The sequence below is a fragment of the Thalassobellus sediminis genome (assembly GCF_044386045.1).
In the GTDB taxonomy this organism is placed as follows: domain Bacteria; phylum Bacteroidota; class Bacteroidia; order Flavobacteriales; family Flavobacteriaceae; genus Thalassobellus; species Thalassobellus sediminis.
Window position 1 is genome coordinate 66,791 of record NZ_JBISCD010000039.1, and the last position, 22,901, is coordinate 89,691.

Consider the following 22,901-nt stretch of genomic DNA (forward strand, 5'->3'; position numbering starts at 1 on the left):
TTTTGTAAACTTATTTATTAAAATATGCCATTAAACACAGAGTTACAGGAGTTAAGAAAGAAATTATCTGGAGAATTATTTTTCGATGATTTAATAAAATCTTTATACGCTACTGATGCGTCTGTTTATAGAATGTTGCCATTAGCTGTTGCGTATCCAAAAAATAAAGAAGATATAAAAAAACTTATCCAGTTTGCTAAAACTCATAACACCTCATTAATTCCAAGAACAGCAGGTACATCGCTTGCAGGACAATGTGTTGGAAAAGGTATTGTGGTAGATGTTTCTAAATATTTTACAAATATTTTAGACTTTAATGAAGAAGCCAAAACAATAACAGTGCAACCAGGTGTTGTACGTGATGCGTTAAATAATTATTTAAAGCCTTACGGATTGTTTTTCGGACCCAATACGTCTACATCAAATAGATGTATGATTGGTGGAATGGTTGGTAATAATTCTTCTGGTACAACCTCTATTCAATATGGAGTTACAAGAGATAAGGTTGTAGAAATGCATACCATTTTAAGTGATGGGAGTGAGGCTGTGTTTGGTGAATTGTCTTCGGAAGTATTTCAACAAAAAACAAAAGAAACATCGTTAGAAGGACAAATTTATAAGACTATTTATTCTGAATTAGCTTCAGAAACGGTTCAAAATCAAATTATAGATAATTTTCCAAAGTCAGAAATTCACAGAAGAAACACCGGTTATGCTATTGATGAATTGATAAAATCGGATGTGTTTACTGAAACTACAGAAGGTTTTAATATGTGTAAATTACTTTCTGGTAGTGAAGGTACATTAGCATTTACAACGCAAATTACTTTAAAATTAGATGCGTTGCCACCAGAAGAATCTATTATGGTAGCTGCACATTTTGATAGTATTGAAGCTTGTTTGAATGCTGTTGAATTAACCATGAAACACGATTTGTACAATTGTGAAATGATGGATAAAACCATTTTAGATTGTACAAAACATAATAAAACACAAGAAGAAAATAGAAGTTTTATAGAAGGCGATCCGCAAGCTATTTTAATGTGCGAAGTGCGATCAAACACCAAGGAAGCCGTTTTTGAGTTAGCTGATACATTAGAAAAAGCGATTAAAGATTCAGGATTGAGTTATGCGTATCCTAAATTGATAGGGAATAATGTAAATAAAGCTAATAATTTAAGAAGCGCAGGTTTAGGATTGTTAGGAAATATGATTGGCGATAGAAAGTCGGCCGCCTGTATTGAAGATACAGCGGTGGCTTTACCAGACTTAGCAAATTATATTTCAGAGTTTTCTAAGTTAATGAAAGCGTATAAGCAAGATGCTATTTATTATGCACACGCAGGTGCTGGCGAATTACATTTGCGACCTATTTTAAATCTTAAAAAGGCTGAAGATGTTGTTTTGTTCAGAAAAATAACAACAGATGTAGCGCATTTAGTGAAGAAATATAACGGTTCTATGAGTGGCGAACATGGTGATGGTATTGTGCGTGCTGAATTTATTCCGCTAATGATTGGGGAAGCGAATTATGAAATTGTAAAGCGTATAAAAGCTGTTTTTGATGTCGACAATATATTTAACCCAGGGAAGATTGTTGATGCATTTCCAATGGATAAATCGTTGCGTTATGAAATAGATAGAGTAGAACCCGAAATAGAAACGCTTCTCGATTTTTCAGCTTCTCAGGGTATTCTAAGAGAAACCGAAAAATGTAATGGTTCTGGTGACTGTAGAAAATTACCAGAGTTTGGTGGTACCATGTGTCCGAGTTACAGAGCTACCAGAAATGAAAAAGATACTACACGAGCAAGAGCGAATGCTTTGCGTGAATTTTTAACAAATTCAGATCAAGAAAATAAGTTTAACCATAAAGAATTAAAAATGGTTTTCGATTTATGCTTAAGTTGTAAAGCCTGCGCAAGCGAGTGCCCAAGTAGTGTAGATGTGGCAAGTTTAAAAGCAGAGTTTTTATATCAATATCAAAAAGAAAATGGCGTATCGTTACGTACTAAATTGTTCGCCTATAATAATAAATTAAACGATTTTGGAAGTCAGTTTCCTAAGCTTACAAACTTTGTGTTTTCTAACAAAATAACGTCTTCTGTTTTAAAGAAATCGTTGTCTGTTGCTAAAGAAAGAAGTTTGCCTTTGATTTCAAATAAAAGTTTAAATAAACAATTTCAATTATTTGAAAATAAAATAGATATAAAAAATAAAATAAAGACAATCTATTTTTTTAATGATGAGTTTTTAAATCATTTAGATGCTTCAATTGGCATGGATGCTATTCAACTTTTAACGGCTTTAAATTATGATATAAAGTTGATTAAGCATGCCGAATCTGGTCGTGCTTTTTTATCTAAAGGATTGCTAGAACAAGCTAAAGAATTTGCAAATAAAAACGTTGAAACTTTTAAAGATAAAGTTTCAAATGAAACACCTTTAATAGGTATAGAACCTTCGGCTATTTTAACTTTTAGAGATGAATATATAAAGTTAGCAGAAGATAAAACTTCCGCGAAAGCGATTGCAAAAAACACCTTTTTAATTGAAGAGTTTATTCAGCAAGAAATAGCTTTAGGTAATATAAAGTCAGAGCAATTTACGTTAGAAGCTAAAACTATTAAGTTTCACGGACATTGCCATCAAAAATCGATGAGTAATCAACTTTCAAGTTTTGCAGTACTGAATTTACCTAAAAATTATAAAGTGACTATTATTCCTAGTGGTTGTTGTGGTATGGCAGGAAGTTTTGGTTACGAAAAAGAGCACTATGAGGTGAGTATGAGTGTTGGAGAGCAAACTTTGTTCCCGGCGGTTAGAAAAGCACCAAAAGAGATTGTTATTTCTGCAAACGGTACCAGTTGTAGACATCAAATAAAGGATGGAACAAATAGAGTAGCATTACATCCAATTACTATTTTAAAAGAAGCTTTAATTTAAAACCTTATAACTTTTCCGTTGCTAAGCAATTTTTTTGCATCATTCCAGTTGGGTAATTCTGTTGTGTCCACTGTAACTGTTCTAATTTCTTTTGAAATCTTTTTACTAGCCTTCATGCCTTCTAAATGTGCTCCGCTTGTAGCAAACTCTTTCATTTCTTTTTCGTTATTCCAAAGTGTCATGGTGTAATGGTTTGTCCAAAAACCTTTGCTCTTGAATTCTTTACAATTGGTAGATCTTAGCTGTCTAACAATTTTTAGAGTAATAGCTGATAAAATGAAAAACTTAAAAGGACTGTTTAATTCTATTGACGTTATTGTTGCTTTCATAAATCTATGATTAAAGCAGTAAATTTAGTGTAAATAAAAGAATTATTAAGGTTTCTTCTCTGGCTGTTTTACAATAGTAATAGCAGCAATTAGGTCTTTAACTTCCATCTCTTCAAAATCTTCATCAAGAACAAAAGGCGCTAGTTTATCGTTATTGTAATTGTAAATTTTCCAACGTTTAAATTGGTATTCTAAGGCTGTAAAGTTTTCAACCCAATCACCAGAGTTTAAATACATGGTTTTTCCGTTCTTGTTTTCAATATACTCCATTTTAGGTTGGTGTATATGTCCGCAAACCACATAATCATAACCATTTTCTATAGCTATGTCGGCAATTACTTTTTCGTAATCGTCTATATATTTTATCGCGCCTTTTACGCCGTTCTTTACTTTTTTAGATACCGAATAACGTTCTTTGCCACGTTTTTCTAAATACCAATTATAAGCACGGTTAATCAGGGTTAAAAAATCATATCCATAACCGCCAAGTTTTGCTAGCCATTTCGCATTTTGTATAGAAACATCAAAAACATCCCCATGAAAAAACCATCCTTTTTTTCCGTCTAAATCTAAAATCAATTTATCAACAATAGAAATATTGCCAATCGTTGTATTGCTGAATTTTCTAAGCATTTCATCATGATTCCCTGTAATGTAAATAATTTCAACGCCATCAGCCGCCATGTCCATTATTTTCTTAATGACTTTTAAATGCGATTTGGGGAAATAACGTTTGCTAAATTGCCAAACATCAATAATATCGCCATTTAGAATAAGTTTCTTGGGTTCAATGCTGTTTAAATAGGTTAGTAAGTGTTTTGCATGACAACCGTATGTTCCCAAATGAACATCTGATATTACTGCAATTTCTATTTTTCGTTTTATTTTCAATAGTTAAGGATCTATTTATTATTACAAATAACATAGTTTAATATGATGTAATTATTATCGTATAATTATTTATATATCAGCATACTGTTAAGTAATTGTTATGTGTTGTTGCTCAGGAATTTCTAAAGCTAAATACGATTTCATTTCCTTATTTCTAGGAATAGCTTTATTTTAGCCAAAAATTCTAAATTATGGCTGGTAATTCCTTCGGAAAACTATTTAATTTAACAACTTATGGAGAATCTCACGGACCTGCTTTAGGTGGTGTAATAGATGGCTGTCCGTCAGGGATTGTGTTAGATTTAGATGAGATTCAAAACGAATTAAACCGAAGAAAGCCAGGGCAATCATCTATCGTTACGCAACGTAAAGAACCAGATACTGTTAAGTTTCATTCTGGTATTTTTGAAGGTGTAACAACAGGAACCTCTATTGGGTTTGTTATAGAAAACACCAACCAGAAATCTCACGATTATTCACATATAAAAGATAGTTACAGACCTAGTCATGCCGATTATACCTATGATAAAAAATATGGTGTACGCGATTATCGTGGTGGCGGACGTAGTTCTGCGCGCGAAACAGCATGTCGTGTCGTTGCTGGGGCTATAGCTAAACAAATGCTTAAAGGCATTGAAATTACCGCTTATGTTTCTGGCGTAGGCACCATGAAATTAGATAAACCGTATAACGAATTAGATCTTTCAAAAATAGAATCGAACATTGTGCGTTGTCCAGATCAAGAGATGGCAGCAAACATGGAAACTTATATAAAAGAAGTTCGTGGTAAAGGAGATACGGTTGGCGGAATTGTTAGCTGTGTTATTAAAAATGTACCTGTTGGTTTGGGTGAACCGGTTTTCGATAAATTACATGCTGAATTAGGAAAAGCCATGTTGTCTATAAACGCTGTAAAAGGCTTTGAGTATGGTAGCGGATTCCATGGAAGTACCATGTACGGAAGCGATCATAACGATTCGTTTAATAACGACGGTACAACAAAAACCAATTATTCTGGTGGTATTCAAGGAGGTATAAGTAACGGTATGGATATTTATTTCAACGTTGCTTTTAAGCCTGTTGCAACACTTATTCAAAAATACGAAACCATTGATAAGGCAGGAAACACGGTAGAAATGCAAGGTAAAGGACGTCACGATCCATGTGTGGTTCCACGTGCTGTACCTATTGTAGAAGCTATGGCAGCCTTAGTTATTGCCGATTTTTATTTAATAAATAAGCTTTATAATTAGAAGCTATTTAGTGCTTTTAGCTATATCTTTTTTAAATTTCGTCATTGTTAAGAGTGAGCGACGTAGTAATCTGTTAAATTTTTAATAGCTATTTAATTTTAGTGCTTTTTAGTATTTAATAAGAATGTCGAATCAGTTTGGGCTAATATTTGTAATGTTCTGTCATTCTTATTAAAGCCGTAAATTGTTATTTAGGATAATTTTATATAAATTATAACCTATGAATAACTTATAAAGCTATGATTTATTATTGGTTACATATTATTTACATTTTCATAGGTTCTCGGTTTTTTTGGAAAAAAGTAAATTTAGAATCTAATTTAACTAGAACTAGACGTGTAAGTATTTTAGATTGTGAAGCATTTCTATTTATGGCAAATTCTAAGTATTTCTACTATATGGATTTAATACGCTTAGAGATTTTATTTAGGACGCATTTGTATCATAGTACTATTAAAAAAGGTATGTTTCCTGTACTTGGAGCGCAAAAAATTATTTACAAAAAACCTTTAAAACGTTGGGCTAAATTTGATATTACACTTATTTTAGAAGGATGGGAAGATAATTGGGTGTATCATCGTCAGGTATTTAAACGAAATGATGAAGTTTATGCTATCGGAATTACTAAAGTTGGTTTTTGGAAAAAGCATAAAATTCAAGATATGCGAAAAATAATAGCAGATAGTGGTATTAGCAAAAAGGAAATGTCGATATCAAAAGATATTCTTCAACTTTTTCAAAATGATTATGATATTATAAAAAGTACTGAAGCTTCAGAATAATTAATTGTCATTCGTTAATCGCACAAAATACTTATCTTGTTCTCATAAAATATAAAAACTAACTAATTCCTCTCCATTGGGGAGGCTAGTAGCGACTCTATGAAAAAACTAGCATTACATTGGAAGATTATTATAGGAATGATTCTCGGAATCATTTTTGGTTTTATTATGAATACTGTTGATGGCGGAAAAGGTTTTATATCCGATTGGATTTCACCTTTCGGTACCATTTTTATTAATCTTCTTAAACTTATTGCGGTTCCTTTAATTCTAGCGTCTTTAATAAAAGGTATTTCCGATTTAAAAGATATTTCTAAAATTAAATCAATGGGATTACGTACCATAGGTATTTATATAACCACCACATTGGTAGCTATCATTATTGGTTTAACCATTGTAAATACTTTGAAACCAGGCGATGGGATGCCTCAAGATACTATTGAAAAAATCAAACTAAAATATGCTAACGATGCCGGAGTAATAGATAAACTTACTAAAGCATCGGCTCAAAAAGAAGCAGGTCCGCTACAGGCGCTGGTCGATATTTTTCCAAGTAATATTTTTAAATCCTTTGCCGAAGCGTCTATGCTTCAGGTTATCTTTTTTGCCATTTTTGTTGGTATTTGTTTGTTGTTAATTGGAGAGAAGAAAGCTAAACCTTTAGTCGACTTCTTTGATTCGCTTAATGAAGTTGTCATGAAAATGGTCGATTTAATTATGCTTTTTGCGCCATACGCTGTATTTGCCTTATTAGCGAATGTTATTATTGCTTTTGATGATGTAGAAATATTAATCAAGTTACTTTATTACGCATTTTGTGTGGTGGGAGGATTAATTATTATGATAGGGTTCTATTTACTTTTAGTGAGTGTGTATACCAAAAAATCACCAATGTGGTTTTTAAAACAAATAAGTCCAGCGCAACTTTTGGCATTTTCAACAAGTTCTAGTGCAGCAACATTGCCTGTAACTATGGAACGTGTAGAAGAACATTTAGGGGTTGATAAAGAAGTGTCTGGTTTTGTATTGCCAGTTGGTGCTACCGTAAACATGGATGGTACTAGTTTGTACCAAGGTATTGCAGCGGTGTTTATTATGCAAGTTATTTGGCCTGAAGGTTTAACGTTTACAAATCAATTAGTAATTGTTGCAACGGCATTATTAGCGTCTATAGGAAGTGCTGCTGTGCCAAGTGCAGGTATGGTAATGCTGGTTATTGTTTTAGAATCTATTGGTTTTCCTGCCGAATTATTACCAATAGGTTTAGCGCTTATTTTTGCGGTAGATAGACCTTTAGATATGTGTAGAACGGTTGTGAATGTTACAGGGGATGCTACAGTTTCTATGATAGTTGCTAAATCGTTAGGAAAATTACATAAGCCAAAACCTAAAGAATGGGATGATAATTATGATGCAGTAAAATAGTTTTTATGAATTCTAAAATAAATATTGAATCGCCAATAGTCACCGTAGAGTGGTTGTATTCAAACATACATGCTGAAAATTTAGTTGTTTTAGATGGCACGATTAATAAAATATTTGATGCTTCATTAAAACAAATACCCAATGCACGTCTTTTCGATATAAAAAAGAAATTTAGCGATGTTTCGGATCCGTTTCCTAGCGCGTTTCCTTCTGCCGAACAATTTCAAAAATCGGCAAGAGAACTTGGTGTTAACACCGATAGTGTTATTGTGGTTTACGATGATAAAGGTATTTATTCTAGCGCACGTGTTTGGTGGTTGTTTAAAGCTTTTGGATATAACAACGTCGCTGTTTTGAATGGCGGATTTCCAGAATGGTTAAAAGCTGAATATGAAGTCGAACTCATGAAAACTTATGAAGGAGCAACAGGTAATTTTATTGTAAATCATAAACCAGAAACCATGAAGTTTTTTGATGATGTTAAAATAGCTTCAAAAAATAAGACACATACCATTATTGATGCGCGTTCATCAGGTCGATTTAATTGTATAACACCTGAACCTCGCGAAGGTTTACGTATGGGAACCATACCAAATTCGGTTAATTTACCATTTACTAATTTGTTAGAAGATGGCCTGCTAAAACCTAAAGAAGATTTAGAAAAAGCTTTTCAAGAACTTGCTATTAAAGATGAGCCTATTATTTTTTCTTGCGGATCAGGTATTACAGCTTGTGTTTTAGCTTTAGGAGCTGAAATTTCGGGTTATAATAATATTTCCGTATATGATGGTTCATGGACCGAGTGGGGGAGTTTGGTGGAGGAATAGGCTTTGTGAAAACCATAAGCAAGCATTCTTAATGTTTTGTGCGAAGTCTCAATCTTACCTCATTTCGATTGACTTACGTGTGTTAATTATAATTTATAAGTCATTTCGAACTTAGAGAGAAATCACATAATTAGTAGTTGTTAAAGGTTAAACTATTTTCTTTGTATTGATTTAAACCAATTAGAAATGGCTCTTGTTGTAAACGAGCGCTAGTGTGGGAGTTAGGAGGAAGAATAGGTTGGTTGCTTAGTTAAGTAACTAATTTAGTAAACAAAAACTAACAAGAGAAATTTCTTCGGAATTTTCCAAATAGCACTATCCAAATCAATTAATTATAAACGTTGCTGTAATGCGTTTTTATAATTTGTAATATATACTAAAAATTGCGCCATAAGAAAGTTTACTTGATTTCATTCTATTTTCATCTAGAGTTGTTAATCTTTTTGATATTAATGGAGCAAAAACCATACTTAAATTCTCTTTGACATTATATTCTAATCCAAAATCGAGACAAATGGATAGTAGTGTTTTATTTAGATCATTGCTTAAATGTTTTGTTTCACCATTTAAACCATTCTCAAAAAAAGTATTTTCTTTTTTATTAATTTGAAAATCAAAAAAGGTACTCAAAGACGGTTTGAGATCTAACTTACCTAATTTAATAAGTGTCATGCCAAATTTTATTGGAACTCTTAAATAGTAAACTTTCAATTCGCTTTTGGTAGGAGAAATCACGTTTGGTAAAGAAGTGTAGTTGTATATAAGTTCGTAACCTTCCGATGCGTATGCAATTCCAGTTCCAAGTGATATTTTTTCGTTAAAATCATAAAAAAGATTTAGTCCTATTGAATACCCTATAAATGGATTGTAAACATTGTTTGCATCAGAATACCCTTTAAATGGATCATAAATAACACTTGTCTTAAATGGAGTTTTTTTAAATTCGTAATTATTGAATTCCAATTGACTAGAAAACCCAATACTTGTTTTATTATTTTGGGACCAAATTGGAACTACGCTAAATAAAAACAGAAATGTTAAAGTGTTAATTTTTATTCTTTTTTTTAATGTATTACAACGATTTGAAAAGAAATCGTTTAAATATTTTATACCAAGTGATAAGCGAATTTAGAGTTTTAAAATTGTAAAATCAACACGTAATACAATATATACAAACAAAGTTTTTAACAATTACAGTTTGTTGTAAAATAAAACCTCTAATCGATAAAACGCTTAGAGGTTTCTTTTATAGTTTACAAATTAACCCGTTTGTATTTAGGGTATTTCAAAGTATAAGATATTTTGAATGTGTTAGATTCATTAGGTTTAAGATTTAATTTCCATTCTAATAAGCCTTTTTTAGAATCGTATTCGGCAGTGCCAGTTTCAATGTTATCTACTTTAATGTCTTTGTTTTGACTCACAGGAACTCTATCCATCAATATTAAGCTTATAGCCGATTGTTTGTTGTTTTTTAATTCAATCTCATATGTCTTATTTACTATTTTATTGCTTCCTGTAAAGTTGTTTTTCTTAAAATTATTGATGGTATTTCGTTTTACAACCACATTAGGATCTACTCCTAAAGAAATGGTTAAGCTATCTGTTGTGGCTTGCGGATTAATATTGGTTTTTCCAGAATAGCTACCTTCAAAGTAGATGTTAGCTTCTCCGGGTAATAAATTGTATTGTTCCCAATCGCCCATTTTAGCTGTTAAAAATACATTTTCATTAATTATAGGTGCTGTAAAATAAGAGAAGCTTGCAGGAATAGAATATTTGTCTATTTCAATTACTGTAATATCTCCGTTTGTTGCGATGGTGTATGGTTTCATAATTTCGAACCTTTGGTTGGTAATGCCTTCTTCTATAATATCGCCATTAGAGGTTTGATTTTCTTTTTTCTTTTGATAGTTGTTAGATTTGGTCTCCATATTGATAGAAGATACGCTTCCAGCATAATCATCCTTTTTCTGTGTTCCGTATCCAATAACGACAACTTCTTCTAACATTGAAACATCTTCTTGTAAACTGAGATTTATAACACTAGAATGAATCGGTAGGGATTCAGTTTTAAAGCCTAAAAAAGAATAAACCAATTCTTTACCACCGCTAACTTGAATTGAGTATTTGCCATCAAAATCGGTTTGTGTTCCTTTACTAGTGCCTTTGACTATAACATTAACTCCTGGTAGAGGTAATCCTGCTTCGTCGGTTACAATACCGCTTACTGTTTGTATAAATGGATTGTATTTGTAGTTATAGTTTTTTGTTGCTCTTGCGCTATTGTAGTTACTGTACTTGCTAATAAAATTTAAGTATTTGGGGTTTACTTCTGGTTTTTCGTTATTCGTGTTTGGGTCGTTTGTTGATAGTGTTAGTTTTATGTTATTCCAGTCGCTTCCGGTACTTTGATATACATGGGCTTTGTAAGCAAGTTGTAGTGGAGCATTAATTTTGTTTGCTTTAATATCATATATCGGGAACCATCCAGCATTATCTACATTATATTTTATAATTAAGTTTAAGTCGTTTGCTTGATCAGAGTTTAGTTTTACTGTAATCTCTCCGGTTTGTACTTTGTCGTCAATATTAAACTCTATAAGCTGCTTTTGTATGTCTGTAATTTGTTCTTGAAGCTCTAGTTTCTTTTTAGTTGATGCATAAATTAAGTTTTTAATTTTAGTAATACGTTTACGGTAATAATCGGCAAATTGTTGCAATTTTTCTAAAGTAACCGCTTGATTGTTGTTACCAATATGTCTATTATCATGAATAACTTTTAGTTCTTCTTCGTAACCAGATATTAAATCTGCTTCAAATTGAATGTTGTCGTTTAATAGTTTTATTTGATTTTGTAGTACTTCAATATTTTCTGATTTGTTTTGCTTTGATAGGTGGTTAATTCCGTAATTTATTGATAAAACCGAAGCCGATTTTAATCCTGAAATTTGAATGCTACTTTCTTGAATATTAGGAGAGAGTTTATCGAATTTAAATGTGGTCGTCCCGATAGGAAGTTTAACGTTTGCTGTTCTAGTAATTTGGGCGCCGTTAACATAAACCGTGACCTCATTAATAGATGTTTTTGTTGGTTTTTGGTTTGTTGAGAAGCTAATAGTTGTAGCTAATAGGAATAAAAACAATAGATTTTTCATGATAGATGGTTTTAATTTTTAATAAAACTATCGTATCAATATTAAGTGTAAAACTTATAATGAGTAAAGTGCACTCTTTTAAACGTAAAGTGGCTTTTAGAGTTAGTTTAGTTTTCTTGTGCTGAAGATTATGTGTTTTTTGAGATGTCTCAATCGTACCTCATTTCGACATGACTAATCTGTGTTAATTATAATTTATAAATTATTAAAGATGAATAGATGATAGGTTTAACAAATGCTTTTAGTTATGTTTACTGTTGCAGCGAGCAAGTGCGCAAGGGATTGAAACGGCATCCTTTTTTATGCAATTAATAAGATTGAAAAGAAAAACTATTTATAATGCAGAGTACTGCAATAGATGGTGCTGAAACAAGTTTAGTATAAAAAAGATATAGTGTAAAGCCTGACCCAATAGGGATGCGCCCTAAAATCACTCTAAAAATCTACTCTTCAATTCTGGCGTAGGAATCATGCATGCATCCTTTTTTCCGTACCATTTGTATCGGTTTTTAGCTATATAATCATAAACCCAATTTCTAATAAAAGCTGGAATAATAAAAAACACAGACATTAAATTATGTGGAAACCCCAATTGGTATGCTGTTTTTAAAGCTGCTGTAGATTTGTAATCAATGCCTTTTTTTGGTGTGTATAGTAGGATAGAGTCTATTTTGTTGGTGTCTATATTGTGGTTTTTAATAATTTCTTGTCCAATATCGCTTTGTAAAGCGGTAAAAAGAAACAGGTTCTTTGTGTCGTGCTTAATTACATACTGCACACTGCTGTTACAGAGGTTGCAAACACCATCAAACAGGATTAGTTTTTTATGGTTGGGAATTCCAAAATTCATTGTGTAAAGATACGATTTTACAAATCACTTAAAAACTGGTTTAAATCGGTTTCTTTATCTAGATTAAGCTTCTTTTTAAGGCGATATTTAGACTTTAGCACGCTGTCTGGCAATACGTTTAACATGGAGGCTATTTCTTTGGTAGAAAGGTTCATGCGTAAAAAAGAAGCTAGTCGTATTTCTTTTTCGCTTATGTCTTCGTAGATTGCTTTTAGTTTGAGATCAAAGTTATTATGCACTTCAGAGAAATAGCTTTTAAATACTTCCCAATCTTTATCTTCGGCACTTTCTTTTTTTAGGAGCATAACTAAACGTCTAAATTCTACTTTAAACAATTCTGGCGATTTTTTAATCTTTTCTAAATTTTCTTTAAGCTCTTGAATAAACGTGTTTTTTTGAACTAGGTGTAAGGTTTGTGAAGCTAATTCTTTCTTTTTAAAAGCTAATTCTTGTTGATATATGGCTTCTTGTTTTTCACGAGCAATTCTATTCTTTTTTTCACGTTGTTTAAAGCTAAAGAATAATAGTCCAGAAATAGCAACAAATGTAAACATGCCTCCAGCATAAAGTCCTTTGCGTAAATTGCTAATTTCTACTTCTTGGTTGAGGGTTTTTATTTCTTCATTTTTCAAAGCAATTTCGGCTTCTTTTTTTTCGGTTTCATATTTTGTTTTTAATTCTTCTATTTGTTTTGAGTTTTTAAGACTAAAAAGACTGTCGTTTAGCCTTGAATATTCTCTAATATCAGATAATGCAGCTTTGTAGTTTTCAATTTTATCATTGGCATTAGATCTTTTTAAATAGCCATCTCTTTTAATATCCATTGCGTTGACTGAATCTGACAATTGAATAGCTAGTGTGTGGTTTTTTATGGCTAACTCATAATTATTGGAACTGTAATAAGAATCTCCAATTAAATTATAGGCAGTTATAAGGTTTATTTTAGAACCAATTTTTTTTGCTACTTTGATAGATTCATTAAGTGTTTTAATTGCGTCTTTGTGATTGCCTTTTTCAGAATAGATGCCTGCCAGGTTAGACAAGCAAAATGATACTAAATCATCTCTATTAATTTCTTTTGAAATAATTAAGCTTTTATTATAGTTTATTATGGCATTATCATGATCTTCTAGATACCAATACGCATTACCGATTTCAATGTAAGTGACAGCCATCCATTTTTTTTCATTTAAACTCTTTAGTAAGTTTAAAGATTGTTCTAGAGGTTGTAATGTTAACTCGTAATTACCTCTTAGCATTTCTATTCTTGCTTTATGTCCAAGTGAGATAGCTTTTAATAGTTTGCTTTCTGTCCCTTTTATGGTATCTAAAACTTTTAGGGCTGTTATATTTTCTTTTGTAGCAGATTCAAAGTCACCCATATCCATGTATATAGTAGTTTTTCTGCTTAAGCTCATTGCCATAAACTTGCCGCTTTTAATAGACCTGGCTTTTTTTAACCCTTTTTCTGAAATACTTATTGCTGTTTTGTAATTACCTTGTACACATTCAAATGTTGCAAACTCATCAATTGTTTTGCAAAATTCTTCAAATAAGCTATTGTTTTCTAAAATGTTAAATGACTTTTGGAAGTAATATCTTGCTGAGTCTGGTTTTGATTTAAATCTATAATAGTAAGCCATATTGCGGTATGCAATTCCTTCTCCCTTTTTGTAGTTTCCTTCTTTTGATATTGAGAGTATGGCTTTAGTATATTTGTGAGCTGTTTCTGGGTTTTTATGTTTTAATTCTTGAAAAATTAAATTTCCAATTTTAGTTTTTTCAATATCGTTTTGTTGTTTTTCAAAAGCTAAAGTTAAACTATCAATTGGTTTTGCTTTTTGTGCTATAAGATTTGTTTGAGTAATTAATAAGAGTAAAATTATAATACGAAAAGACATTAGTTAAGATGTTAGTTATTATGAAACTAAGTTACATCAATTTAGTGTGTATTCAAAAGTGTTGATAATTGTAATGTATAGACTAGTCTATGACTTGTCCATGTGTGTGTTCTTGTATTTTTGTTATAAAGAATTGATTATTATGTGTTTATGTTTTTATTTTTTGTCATAATCTTGGTTGGGTCTATATAGAAATTTTCTTTCTGTCCATACTTTGTCCATGCCAAAAATTAGTTTTCACTTGTATTCATATCTAGTTTTGAAGTGTTGAATCACAAAAAATTAGAAATTATGAAAACACAGCTATTAACAATTAAAAGAATTTTTTACAGTTTATTTTTTGCAACTATTTTATTATCCTGTAATGGATGTAGTAATGAAAGTACAGAAGATGAGAGAGAAGCTCCTGTGTCTGGAGATAAATTAGTTGAAGTTAATGTCTTTCTTTCAAGTCTCAACAATTTTGAGCAACCTGATGAACAATCAAGTCAAGAATTCATTGAAGACGTTAGCAAAGAAAGAGAAGGGAATACCAATGAATGTGTCGTAAAAAAGTACAAAATGTCCCCCGGTTTCAGTGAAATGATTCTCTTAGATCCCACAAGCGATGTTATTTACCCAGGTGCGATGCTAAAAGGGGAATCTATTCCCACCGGAGAGTATATTGGTATTACAGGTAATAGAGCACCTATTACCTTGTCTGTATCTTTAGAAAATTTAAATGGAAAGCCTTCAACAATAATAGAAAACCCAAATATTTCGACAGTCAGGGAAGGTGTTAAAAATATGCTTCAACAAGGTGTAACTGGTTCTGCCTCAGCAAAGGTTAACTTTACAACAGAAGAAGTGTACTCTGAAGAACACTTAAATGTTGCTCTAGGAGCGAGTTATTCAAAAGGAAAAAATAGTATATCTGGCTCTTTTAATTTTAGTAGTACAGAGAAGAAGTATAAGTACGTAATTAAGTATTTACAGGTCTATTATACAATAGATTTAACTGTGTCAGACACCCAAAATCCTGGTAAACTTTTTACATCTACACCAAATTTAAACTCTACAAGTCCAGTAATTGTTTCATCGGTAAAATATGGGCGTATGCTATTATATACTGTTGAAACCAATTCAGAATTCACAGACACTCAGGCAGCATTTAATGCAGCATTTAATGGAGGTACTGCTGGAGGTTCTGGAGAACATCAATCTTTTTGGAATAGTTCTACTGTAAAAGCTTTAGTTGTTGGAGGTTCTTCAGGTGATGCAGCTCAAGTGGTGAGTGGTCCTGAAGGAGTTTATAATTACATTACCCAAGGAGGAGAATATTCAGCTGATTCTCCTGGAGCTCCATTAGGTTATACACTTAGGTATATTAGAGAAGGGTTTCCTGTAGCAAATGTTGTATTATCAAGTGAGTTTAATATAAGAACTTGTTACGAAGCTTATCATAAATTTGGTATTGAGCTTCACGGAATAAATTTGGTAAAAAACAATGGTGGTAGCATACGTTTACATGGTAATATGCATGCAAAAATTTATCAAGGTGGTAGTGTAAAAGGGTCAGTCTCATACACGCGTACTAGAAACAACTACATCATACCAGAAGAAGGTAAGTTTTGGCCAATTCCAACCGTTGAAACTAAAGAAGTTGAATTGTATATGCCTGACTTAGAAAATGATTATATATTCTTATCAGCAGAGTTTACTGAGGATGATGCTATAGGTGGTGATGATTATTTAGGAAAAAAAGAAGAGAAAATTTTACTAAAAAATGTACAAGAAAATAAAGAGCCTTATATAAGATTGCTTTTAACCGAAGATGCTGATATAGACATGAGAACCTACTTTTATGCGTGGCGTATCTATTAATTACATAGAATGAGTTTAAGCAGTCGGCGCCTAAAGTTGTAGATTCAACAACTTGGTGTTGGCTGTTATTTTTTTGCGTTACCCAAAAGGGGCGGGCTATTCGTTATAGTTTTGGCTCGATGCACGCCTCGCCAAAAGCTGTCACTTTCTATCCCTAACGCATCTATCAGAGAAAATGATTTTTATACGGTTTCTTTCAGTTTTTCTGCTTACTTCTTCATAGCCTCAACCAATTCTAGTTGGTCAATACTTACATTAGTTGTAAACATACCATAATTAACAACGGCTTTGTTTTTTTCTATTTTATCAATAGTGCCAATGGCTCTACCATCTTCCATTCTAACACGATCTCCAATTCTAATTATAGCTTTGGGTTTAGGTTGTTCAATAGCTTTTTTCTTAGCTTCTTTTTTCTTGACTCTAATAACTTCAACTTTTTTTTCAACCTCCTGTTTAACTTGAGTTTCTTTGGCTTTAATTGCTTTTTTCGCTTTCGCGGAAACTTTTTTACGTTTAGAATTTTCTATTTGAACCAGTTTAAAAAGTTCACCCATTAATTCACGTTTCTGTTTATTTTCAAAGTATTTTTCGGCAATATCGTTTACTTTTTGTCCTAAGTAAATGAGGCGTTGATTGCTGTCGTATAATTCTTGGTAGCTTTCTAGCTTTTTTTGAATTTTGGTATTAATTTCTTCAAGTTTATCGGCTTCTTCACCTTTTTTCTTTTCACTTTGTCTTAACGATTGTCCTGTTTTTTCAAGTTTAGAACGCTCTTTTTGAAGTTTGGCAATAGTTGCATCAAAACGCACTTTACTGCGTTCTATCTTCTTTTTAGCGCGATTTATTAAGCTGTATGGAATACCGTTTTTCTGTGCAACTTCAAAGGTAAAACTACTTCCGGCTTGACCAATAACGAGTTTGAATAAGGGTTCTAAAGTACGCTCATCAAATAGCATATTAGCATTTAGCATACATGGTAACTCGTTGGCTAATATTTTTAAATTGGAGTAGTGTGTGGTAATAATACCGTATGCTTCACGATGATAAAATTCTTCTAAAAATGTTTCAGCCAATGCACCACCTAATTCAGGATCACTTCCTGTTCCGAATTCATCAATTAAAAAAAGCGTGTTTTTATTACACTTTTTTAAGAAATAATTCATTTGTTTTAAACGGTAGCTGTAGGTGCTTAAATGGTTTTCAATGGATTGATTATCTCCAATATCGCTTAAAACCCTATCAAACAAGCAAACTTTACTGCGCTCGTGTACGGGTATAAGCATTCCACTTTGAATCATGGTTTGTAACAAACCAACAGTTTTTAGGGTAATACTTTTTCCGCCGGCATTAGGTCCTGAAATGACTATAATTCGGCTATCGTTTTTTAATTCTATGGTTTGCGGAAAGGTGGTTTCTTTTTTTTCTAAATTGTTTAAATACAATAAAGGGTGGTAGGCGTCTCGAAGAAACATGCTTTTGCTTTCTGATATTTCAGGAAGAATTGCGTTCATGGAGCGTGCGTATTTCGCTTTCGCGGAAATCACATCAATATCTATTAAAAAGGCTTGGTACTTTTCTAGTAATGGTAAAAACGGACGAATAAAATTGGTGACTTCTTTTAAGATGCGGTTAATTTCTTCGCTTTCTTCAAATTCTAAATTATTAAGCTCTCTGGAGTGTTGAAGCGTAGCTTCGGGCTCGATATAAACAATGCTACCTGTTTTACTGCTTCCCATAATAGAACCTTTTACTTTACGTCTGTACATGGCTTTTACAGCGAGTACACGTTTGTTTTCTACTACAGATTCGCGAATATCATCTAAATATTCTAAACTATGATATTGGTTTAATGCGCTTGAAAAACTGGCGTTTATTTTGCCTTTTATGCGGTTAATAGATTGCCTTAGTTCGTAAAGTAAGCTTGAGGCATTGTCTTTAATATCTCCAAAACGGTCTACTATACTGTCAACCTTATCAATAATAACTTTGGTGACTTCTATATAAAATGCATGATCGTTTAATCCTGGATAGTATTCTTTAAACTTTTTTAAATAAGTTACTATCTCGTTACATGTTAATGAAATGGAAACTATTTTTTTAAAGCTATGAACCTCTAAATAGGTGTTTTCTATGCGTAGTAATTTTAATTCTTTGGTAATACTGTCGAAGCCGTGATTAGGGATTCTGTTATCATTATAAAAAGAAGATAAATATTCGTTGGTTAGTTTTAGAGCAAAAAGTAATTCATCCTTAGTTTTGTAAGGTGAAATTTGTAATGCTTTTTCGTTTCCTAGTGGGGTTACACAATGGTCGCTTACCTGTTGTAAAACGGTAGGAAATTCTAAATCTTGTAATGTTTTTTCGTGAATGTGTATCATTCTTTTGTTTGAAATCTAAAAATAGGAACCGCAAAGTTACATATTCTCTTTGAGAAGGCTTATAACTGTTAAAGACTTCTTAATAATTAGTTAATTAACAGTTTTGGGAATTTGTTTAACAAAACGCTAACAGCTCTGTGTTAGATAACGGCATACCTTGAGCCAGTAAAACTTAACAAACCAAAAAATGAAAACCAATTACATTAAATTATTTTTTATGTGTTTTATGCTCTTTGCTAGTATGAGCACCTTTGCGCAATTAATTACGCCGCGTGGAAGTCAATTTGCTACGGTTTCTCAACGCGTTGGAATTTCAGATGTAACAATTGCGTATTCAAGGCCTAGTGTTAATGATAGGGAAGTATGGGGTAAACTTGTTCCTTATGGATTAAATAATTTAGGTTTTGGAACATCAACAGCAGCTCCTTGGCGTGCAGGGGCTAATGAAAACACAACGATTACTTTTTCTCATGAAGCTAAAGTTGAAGGTAAAGAAATTAATGCAGGAATTTATGGGTTTCATATTATTGTTAATGAAGATGATTCTGCTACTCTAATTTTTTCAAAAAACACTTCGTCTTGGGGAAGTTATTTTTATAATCCTGAAGAAGATGCATTGCGTGTTAATATTAAAACTCACGAAATACCACACACAGAGTTATTAACTTATAGTTTTATTGAGGTAAATGCAAACTCAACAGTTGCGGCTTTAAGTTGGGGGAAAAAACAGTTTTCTTTTAAAATAGAATTTCCAGTTTCTGAAATTGTACTAGATAGCTTTAGAGATCAGTTTAATGGGCAGGTTGGGTTCTCAAGACAAAACTGGGAACAGGCTGCGAGTTATGCTTTAAACAATAATGGTGATTTAAATGAAGCTTTAGGTTGGATTGACGGTGCTATTTCAGGTCAGTTTTATAGTCAGAAAACATTTAGTAATCTTCAGATTAAGTCACAAATACTTGATAAGCTTAATAGAAAAAAAGAAGCTTTAGAACTCATGAGTGAAGCGCTTGAATACGCTACGGTTTTTGAAGCACATCAATATGGTAGAACATTAATTGCTAATGGGTATAAAGACAAAGCGTTAGAGGTTTTTAAAATGAATGCTAAAAATAACAAAGGTATTTGGCCTGTAAACTATGGGTTAGCTAGAGGGTATTCTGCATTTGAAAACTATAAAAAAGCCTTGTTTTATCTTGAAAAAGCTTTAAAAAATGCGCCTAATGAAGCTTCAAAGAAAAGAATTGAAGATAATATTAAAAAGGTTAAAAAAAATCAAGATATAAATTAAACAGTAAACATCAATCAAACTACAATCAGTGATTTAAGCTCAGCCAATTTGGTTGGGCTTTTTTTAACCATGTATAGTTTCAGTTTTTCCGTAGTTTTGAATTACTTCAGCTTCAAAATCAATAAGTTCTTGCCAGCGCCTATCTACATCAACTTCTTGACCGTATTTTCTAGCAAAACCTATAAAAGTCGTGTAATGCCCTGCTTCGCTAATCATTAAATCGTGATAGAATTTAGAAAGTTCTGGGTCGTTTATCTTTTTGGATAATAGTTTAAAACGTTCGCAGCTTCTTGCTTCAATCATGGCAGAGAATAAGAGTCTGTCAACCATACATTGTACGCGGTTTCCACCTTTATTCATAAATTTATAAAGCTCGTTTACATAACTATCTTTACGCTCTCTGCCTAGTTTGTAGCCACGTGCTTTAATAATATCGTGCACCATTTGAAAATGCTCTAGTTCTTCTTTGGCAAGTGCTAGTAAATCTGTTACTAAATCGGTATGTTCGGAGTTTAGTGTAATAATGGTGATGGCATTAGTAGCAGCCTTTTGCTCGCACCATGCATGGTCGGTTAAAATTTCTTCAATATTCGACTCTACTATGTTTACCCAACGTGGGTCGGTTGCTAATTTTAATCCAAGCATATTTTAATGAATAGTTTGTTGAACAAATGTACTTATAATTTAAAAGCCAAAATAGGGTTAGCTAATGTAGTTCCAGATATTTTTATACTTTCCTAAGGATATGTAAGTGTTAAGTATAACTTCGTTTTCTTTTAAAGATAAGCTAGGGTCGTGTTGTAATATCTTTTTAGCATAATATCTGGCGCTTTGTAAAACGTCATTGTCTTTAATAATATCGGCTATTTTTAGGTTTAAAATGCCACTTTGTTGTGTTCCCATTATATCTCCAGGACCTCGTAAGCGCAGGTCTACTTCGGCAATTTCAAAACCGTCATTGGTTCTAACCATGGTTTCTAAACGGGTTTTACTATCGCTACTCAGTTTGTGGCTTGTCATTAAAATACAATAACTCTGTTCGGCACCACGACCTACACGTCCTCGTAATTGGTGTAATTGCGATAGCCCGAAGCGTTCTGCGCTTTCAATAATCATAACGGAGGCATTTGGTACGTTTACTCCAACTTCAATAACTGTAGTTGCTACCATAATTTGAGTCTCACCTTTAATAAAGCGTTGCATTTCAAAATCTTTATCGGCAGGTTTCATTTTTCCATGAACAATTGAGATTTGATATTCGGGCATAGGGAAGTCTCTAGAGATGCTTTCGTAGCCATCCATTAAATCTTTATAATCCATAGCAGAGCTTTCTTGAATTAATGGATATACAATATAAATTTGCCTGCCTTTTGAAATTTCATCACGAATAAATTTAAAAACATTTAGACGATTATTATCGAATCTATGAACCGTTTTTATAGACTTTCTTCCTGGTGGTAATTCGTCAATTATTGAGATGTCTAAATCGCCATAAACAGACATGGCTAAGGTTCTCGGAATTGGTGTTGCAGTCATAACTAAAACATGTGGAGGAGACGAGTTTTTCTTCCATAATTTGCTTCGTTGTGCAACTCCAAATCGGTGTTGTTCATCAATAATTGCAAGCCCTAAATTTTTAAATTTCACTTTGTCTTCAAGTAGGGCATGAGTGCCAATTAATATTTGTAATTCACCATTTTCTAAAGCTTCGTGAATTATTTTTCTTTTTGAAGTTTTTGTTGAACCTGTGAGTATTTCTATGCTGATATTTAGATTTTTACATAATTCAATAAATCCACTATAGTGTTGGACTGACAAAATTTCAGTCGGAGCCATTAAACAAGCTTGGAAACCGTTGTCAAGTGCTATGAGCATTGACATGAACGCTACAATGGTTTTGCCAGAACCTACATCACCTTGTAAAAGCCGATTCATTTGCGCATTGCTTCCTAAATCTGCACGAATTTCTTTTAAAACACGTTTCTGTGCATTGGTTAATTCGAAGGGTAAATAGGTTGAAAAAAAGGTGTTGAAATAGGTGTCTACTTTTTCAAAAGGAAAGCCTTTTATTTTTGATTTATGAATTAGATTTTTTAAAATTAATTGCAATTGAATATAGAATAATTCTTCAAATTTTAATCTGGATTGCGCACGAGAAAGTAGTTCTGAATTCTTTGGAAAATGAATGTTTAAAAGCGCTTCTTTTTTGCTGATTAATTTTAGTTCTGAAAGTAAATTATCAGATAATGTTTCAACAAATTTACCATTATTTTCAATGAATAATTGTTGCATGATTTTGCTCATTACCCGATTGCTTATTCCTCTGTTTGATAATTTTTCAGTAGACGGATATATAGGTTGCATGCCAGCTCTCAAATTTTTTTCATGCTCCTTTAAAAGTTCTAAATCTGGATGCGCCATGTTAAACTTTCCGCTAAACCAATTGGTTTTTCCAAAGGCAACGTAAGGTGTGTTAAGCTTTAAGTTTTCTCGAATCCATTTTTGTCCACGAAACCAAACCAATTCCATGGTTCCTGTATCATCTTGAAAGGTTGCTACTAAACGTTTGCCACGTTTTTGAGCGACTTCTTTAAAGGCTGTTATTTTACCTATTACCTGTACATCGGCATTGTTGCGTTGTAGTTGGTTTATTTTAAAATAACGAGTGCGGTCAATATATCTGTTTGGAAATAAGTTTAATAAGTCTTGATACGTATGAATACCTAGCTCTTTACGAAGTAAATCGGCTCTACCAGGGCCAACGCCTTTTAAATAATCTATGGGGGTTTGAAGGTTAACAGACATAGAGGCGAATTTAAGCAATTCCATTAAAATTTTAATATTTAATGTGGTTCATTACTTTGTTGTTTTCTGGTGTTTTATTGAATTCATAATATCAGCTTTAATTTTGATGATTTTTATAGCCAATAAAGATTTCTTTTTAAAAAATATTGAAAACAATCACTTTTTAGTGAATAATTATATTTCAATGGTTAAATTTGGTCTT

16 protein-coding genes are annotated in these 22,901 nt (G+C 32.4%); 7 read left to right on the plus strand and 9 right to left on the minus strand.

The genetic code is table 11. The annotated features are described in order from the left end of the window. The first annotated feature begins 24 nt into the window (after window positions 1–24). Complete coding sequence (locus ACH5TW_RS05060) at window positions 25–2,946, plus strand: FAD-binding and (Fe-S)-binding domain-containing protein (protein WP_439335404.1); 2,922 nt, start codon at window positions 25–27, stop codon at window positions 2,944–2,946. Here ACH5TW_RS05060 and ACH5TW_RS05065 read toward each other — a convergent pair. Both ACH5TW_RS05065 and ACH5TW_RS05070 read right to left on the minus strand, forming a co-directional pair. Beyond that, window positions 2,943–3,275: a DUF3291 domain-containing protein gene (locus tag ACH5TW_RS05065; protein ID WP_439335405.1), complete on the minus strand. Its 333-nt coding sequence runs from the start codon at window positions 3,273–3,275 to the stop codon at window positions 2,943–2,945. The two genes, ACH5TW_RS05060 and ACH5TW_RS05065, sit on opposite strands and share 4 nt — an antisense overlap. A gap of 45 nt (window positions 3,276–3,320) precedes the next feature. Then, window positions 3,321–4,166 carry a UDP-2,3-diacylglucosamine diphosphatase gene (locus tag ACH5TW_RS05070; RefSeq protein WP_439335406.1) on the minus strand — a complete coding sequence of 282 codons (846 nt, stop codon included), beginning with the start codon at window positions 4,164–4,166 and terminating at the stop codon, window positions 3,321–3,323. 191 nt (window positions 4,167–4,357) lie between these two features. Between ACH5TW_RS05070 and aroC the strand changes: the two genes are divergently transcribed. From aroC to ACH5TW_RS05090, 4 genes are all read left to right on the plus strand, one after another. Next, window positions 4,358–5,419, plus strand: coding sequence for a chorismate synthase (gene aroC, locus ACH5TW_RS05075; protein ID WP_439335407.1), 1,062 nt, complete (start codon window positions 4,358–4,360; stop codon window positions 5,417–5,419). Between the two features lie 239 nt (window positions 5,420–5,658). Next, entirely contained in the window at window positions 5,659–6,201 is a 543-nt protein-coding gene (locus tag ACH5TW_RS05080) for an acyl-CoA thioesterase (protein ID WP_439335408.1), read from the plus strand. 99 nt (window positions 6,202–6,300) lie between these two features. Further along, window positions 6,301–7,626 (plus strand): dicarboxylate/amino acid:cation symporter, encoded by a 1,326-nt coding sequence (locus tag ACH5TW_RS05085; protein ID WP_439335409.1) that lies wholly within the window; start codon window positions 6,301–6,303, stop codon window positions 7,624–7,626. Between the two features lie 5 nt (window positions 7,627–7,631). Continuing rightward, window positions 7,632–8,453 (plus strand): sulfurtransferase, encoded by an 822-nt coding sequence (locus ACH5TW_RS05090; RefSeq protein ID WP_439335410.1) that lies wholly within the window; start codon window positions 7,632–7,634, stop codon window positions 8,451–8,453. Between the two features lie 357 nt (window positions 8,454–8,810). Here ACH5TW_RS05090 and ACH5TW_RS05095 read toward each other — a convergent pair whose 3' ends face one another. The 4 genes from ACH5TW_RS05095 to ACH5TW_RS05110 all read right to left on the minus strand — a co-directional run bounded on the left by ACH5TW_RS05095 (window position 8,811) and on the right by ACH5TW_RS05110 (window position 14,362). After that, on the minus strand, window positions 8,811–9,581 hold the full coding sequence (locus ACH5TW_RS05095; protein WP_439335777.1) for an outer membrane beta-barrel protein: 771 nt from the start codon (window positions 9,579–9,581) through the stop codon (window positions 8,811–8,813). Window positions 9,582–9,706: 125 nt separating this feature from the next. Further along, window positions 9,707–11,611 carry a DUF4139 domain-containing protein gene (locus tag ACH5TW_RS05100; RefSeq protein WP_439335411.1) on the minus strand — a complete coding sequence of 635 codons (1,905 nt, stop codon included), beginning with the start codon at window positions 11,609–11,611 and terminating at the stop codon, window positions 9,707–9,709. 430 nt (window positions 11,612–12,041) lie between these two features. Further along, window positions 12,042–12,461 carry a thiol-disulfide oxidoreductase DCC family protein gene (locus tag ACH5TW_RS05105; protein ID WP_439335412.1) on the minus strand — a complete coding sequence of 140 codons (420 nt, stop codon included), beginning with the start codon at window positions 12,459–12,461 and terminating at the stop codon, window positions 12,042–12,044. Between the two features lie 17 nt (window positions 12,462–12,478). Then, on the minus strand, window positions 12,479–14,362 hold the full coding sequence (locus ACH5TW_RS05110) for a tetratricopeptide repeat protein (RefSeq protein WP_439335413.1): 1,884 nt from the start codon (window positions 14,360–14,362) through the stop codon (window positions 12,479–12,481). A gap of 291 nt (window positions 14,363–14,653) precedes the next feature. On the opposite strand from ACH5TW_RS05110, the gene ACH5TW_RS05115 reads away from it, so the two are divergent. Continuing rightward, complete coding sequence (locus tag ACH5TW_RS05115) at window positions 14,654–16,225, plus strand: thiol-activated cytolysin family protein (RefSeq protein WP_439335414.1); 1,572 nt, start codon at window positions 14,654–14,656, stop codon at window positions 16,223–16,225. 209 nt (window positions 16,226–16,434) lie between these two features. On the opposite strand, the gene ACH5TW_RS05120 is transcribed toward ACH5TW_RS05115, so the two are convergent. Beyond that, window positions 16,435–18,603 carry an endonuclease MutS2 gene (locus ACH5TW_RS05120; RefSeq protein WP_439335415.1) on the minus strand — a complete coding sequence of 723 codons (2,169 nt, stop codon included), beginning with the start codon at window positions 18,601–18,603 and terminating at the stop codon, window positions 16,435–16,437. Window positions 18,604–18,790: 187 nt separating this feature from the next. Here ACH5TW_RS05120 and ACH5TW_RS05125 point away from each other — a divergent pair, with 187 nt between their 5' ends. Further along, window positions 18,791–19,894: a DUF2911 domain-containing protein gene (locus ACH5TW_RS05125; protein WP_439335416.1), complete on the plus strand. Its 1,104-nt coding sequence runs from the start codon at window positions 18,791–18,793 to the stop codon at window positions 19,892–19,894. A gap of 63 nt (window positions 19,895–19,957) precedes the next feature. Here the strand turns inward: ACH5TW_RS05125 and ACH5TW_RS05130 are convergent, their stop codons facing one another. Beyond that, window positions 19,958–20,539 (minus strand): MiaE family protein, encoded by a 582-nt coding sequence (locus ACH5TW_RS05130; RefSeq protein ID WP_439335417.1) that lies wholly within the window; start codon window positions 20,537–20,539, stop codon window positions 19,958–19,960. Window positions 20,540–20,596: 57 nt separating this feature from the next. Then, window positions 20,597–22,699, minus strand: coding sequence for an ATP-dependent DNA helicase RecG (recG, locus tag ACH5TW_RS05135; protein WP_439335418.1), 2,103 nt, complete (start codon window positions 22,697–22,699; stop codon window positions 20,597–20,599). Window positions 22,700–22,901 lie beyond the last annotated feature (202 nt).

What these genes read in the sequence shown, in the direction of transcription:
- ACH5TW_RS05085 (WP_439335409.1), top strand. Translation starts at nt 6,301, where the DNA reads ATGAAAAAACTAGCATTACATTGGAAGATTATTATAGGAATGATTCTC.
- ACH5TW_RS05080 (WP_439335408.1), top strand. Translation starts at nt 5,659, where the DNA reads ATGATTTATTATTGGTTACATATTATTTACATTTTCATAGGTTCTCGG.
- ACH5TW_RS05115 (WP_439335414.1), top strand. Translation starts at nt 14,654, where the DNA reads ATGAAAACACAGCTATTAACAATTAAAAGAATTTTTTACAGTTTATTT.
- ACH5TW_RS05110 (WP_439335413.1), bottom strand. Translation starts at nt 14,362, where the DNA reads ATGTCTTTTCGTATTATAATTTTACTCTTATTAATTACTCAAACAAAT.
- ACH5TW_RS05065 (WP_439335405.1), bottom strand. Translation starts at nt 3,275, where the DNA reads ATGAAAGCAACAATAACGTCAATAGAATTAAACAGTCCTTTTAAGTTT.
- recG (WP_439335418.1), bottom strand. Translation starts at nt 22,699, where the DNA reads ATGTCTGTTAACCTTCAAACCCCCATAGATTATTTAAAAGGCGTTGGC.
- ACH5TW_RS05060 (WP_439335404.1), top strand. Translation starts at nt 25, where the DNA reads ATGCCATTAAACACAGAGTTACAGGAGTTAAGAAAGAAATTATCTGGA.
- ACH5TW_RS05120 (WP_439335415.1), bottom strand. Translation starts at nt 18,603, where the DNA reads ATGATACACATTCACGAAAAAACATTACAAGATTTAGAATTTCCTACC.
- ACH5TW_RS05125 (WP_439335416.1), top strand. Translation starts at nt 18,791, where the DNA reads ATGAAAACCAATTACATTAAATTATTTTTTATGTGTTTTATGCTCTTT.
- aroC (WP_439335407.1), top strand. Translation starts at nt 4,358, where the DNA reads ATGGCTGGTAATTCCTTCGGAAAACTATTTAATTTAACAACTTATGGA.
- ACH5TW_RS05090 (WP_439335410.1), top strand. Translation starts at nt 7,632, where the DNA reads ATGAATTCTAAAATAAATATTGAATCGCCAATAGTCACCGTAGAGTGG.
- ACH5TW_RS05100 (WP_439335411.1), bottom strand. Translation starts at nt 11,611, where the DNA reads ATGAAAAATCTATTGTTTTTATTCCTATTAGCTACAACTATTAGCTTC.
- ACH5TW_RS05130 (WP_439335417.1), bottom strand. Translation starts at nt 20,539, where the DNA reads ATGCTTGGATTAAAATTAGCAACCGACCCACGTTGGGTAAACATAGTA.
- ACH5TW_RS05105 (WP_439335412.1), bottom strand. Translation starts at nt 12,461, where the DNA reads ATGAATTTTGGAATTCCCAACCATAAAAAACTAATCCTGTTTGATGGT.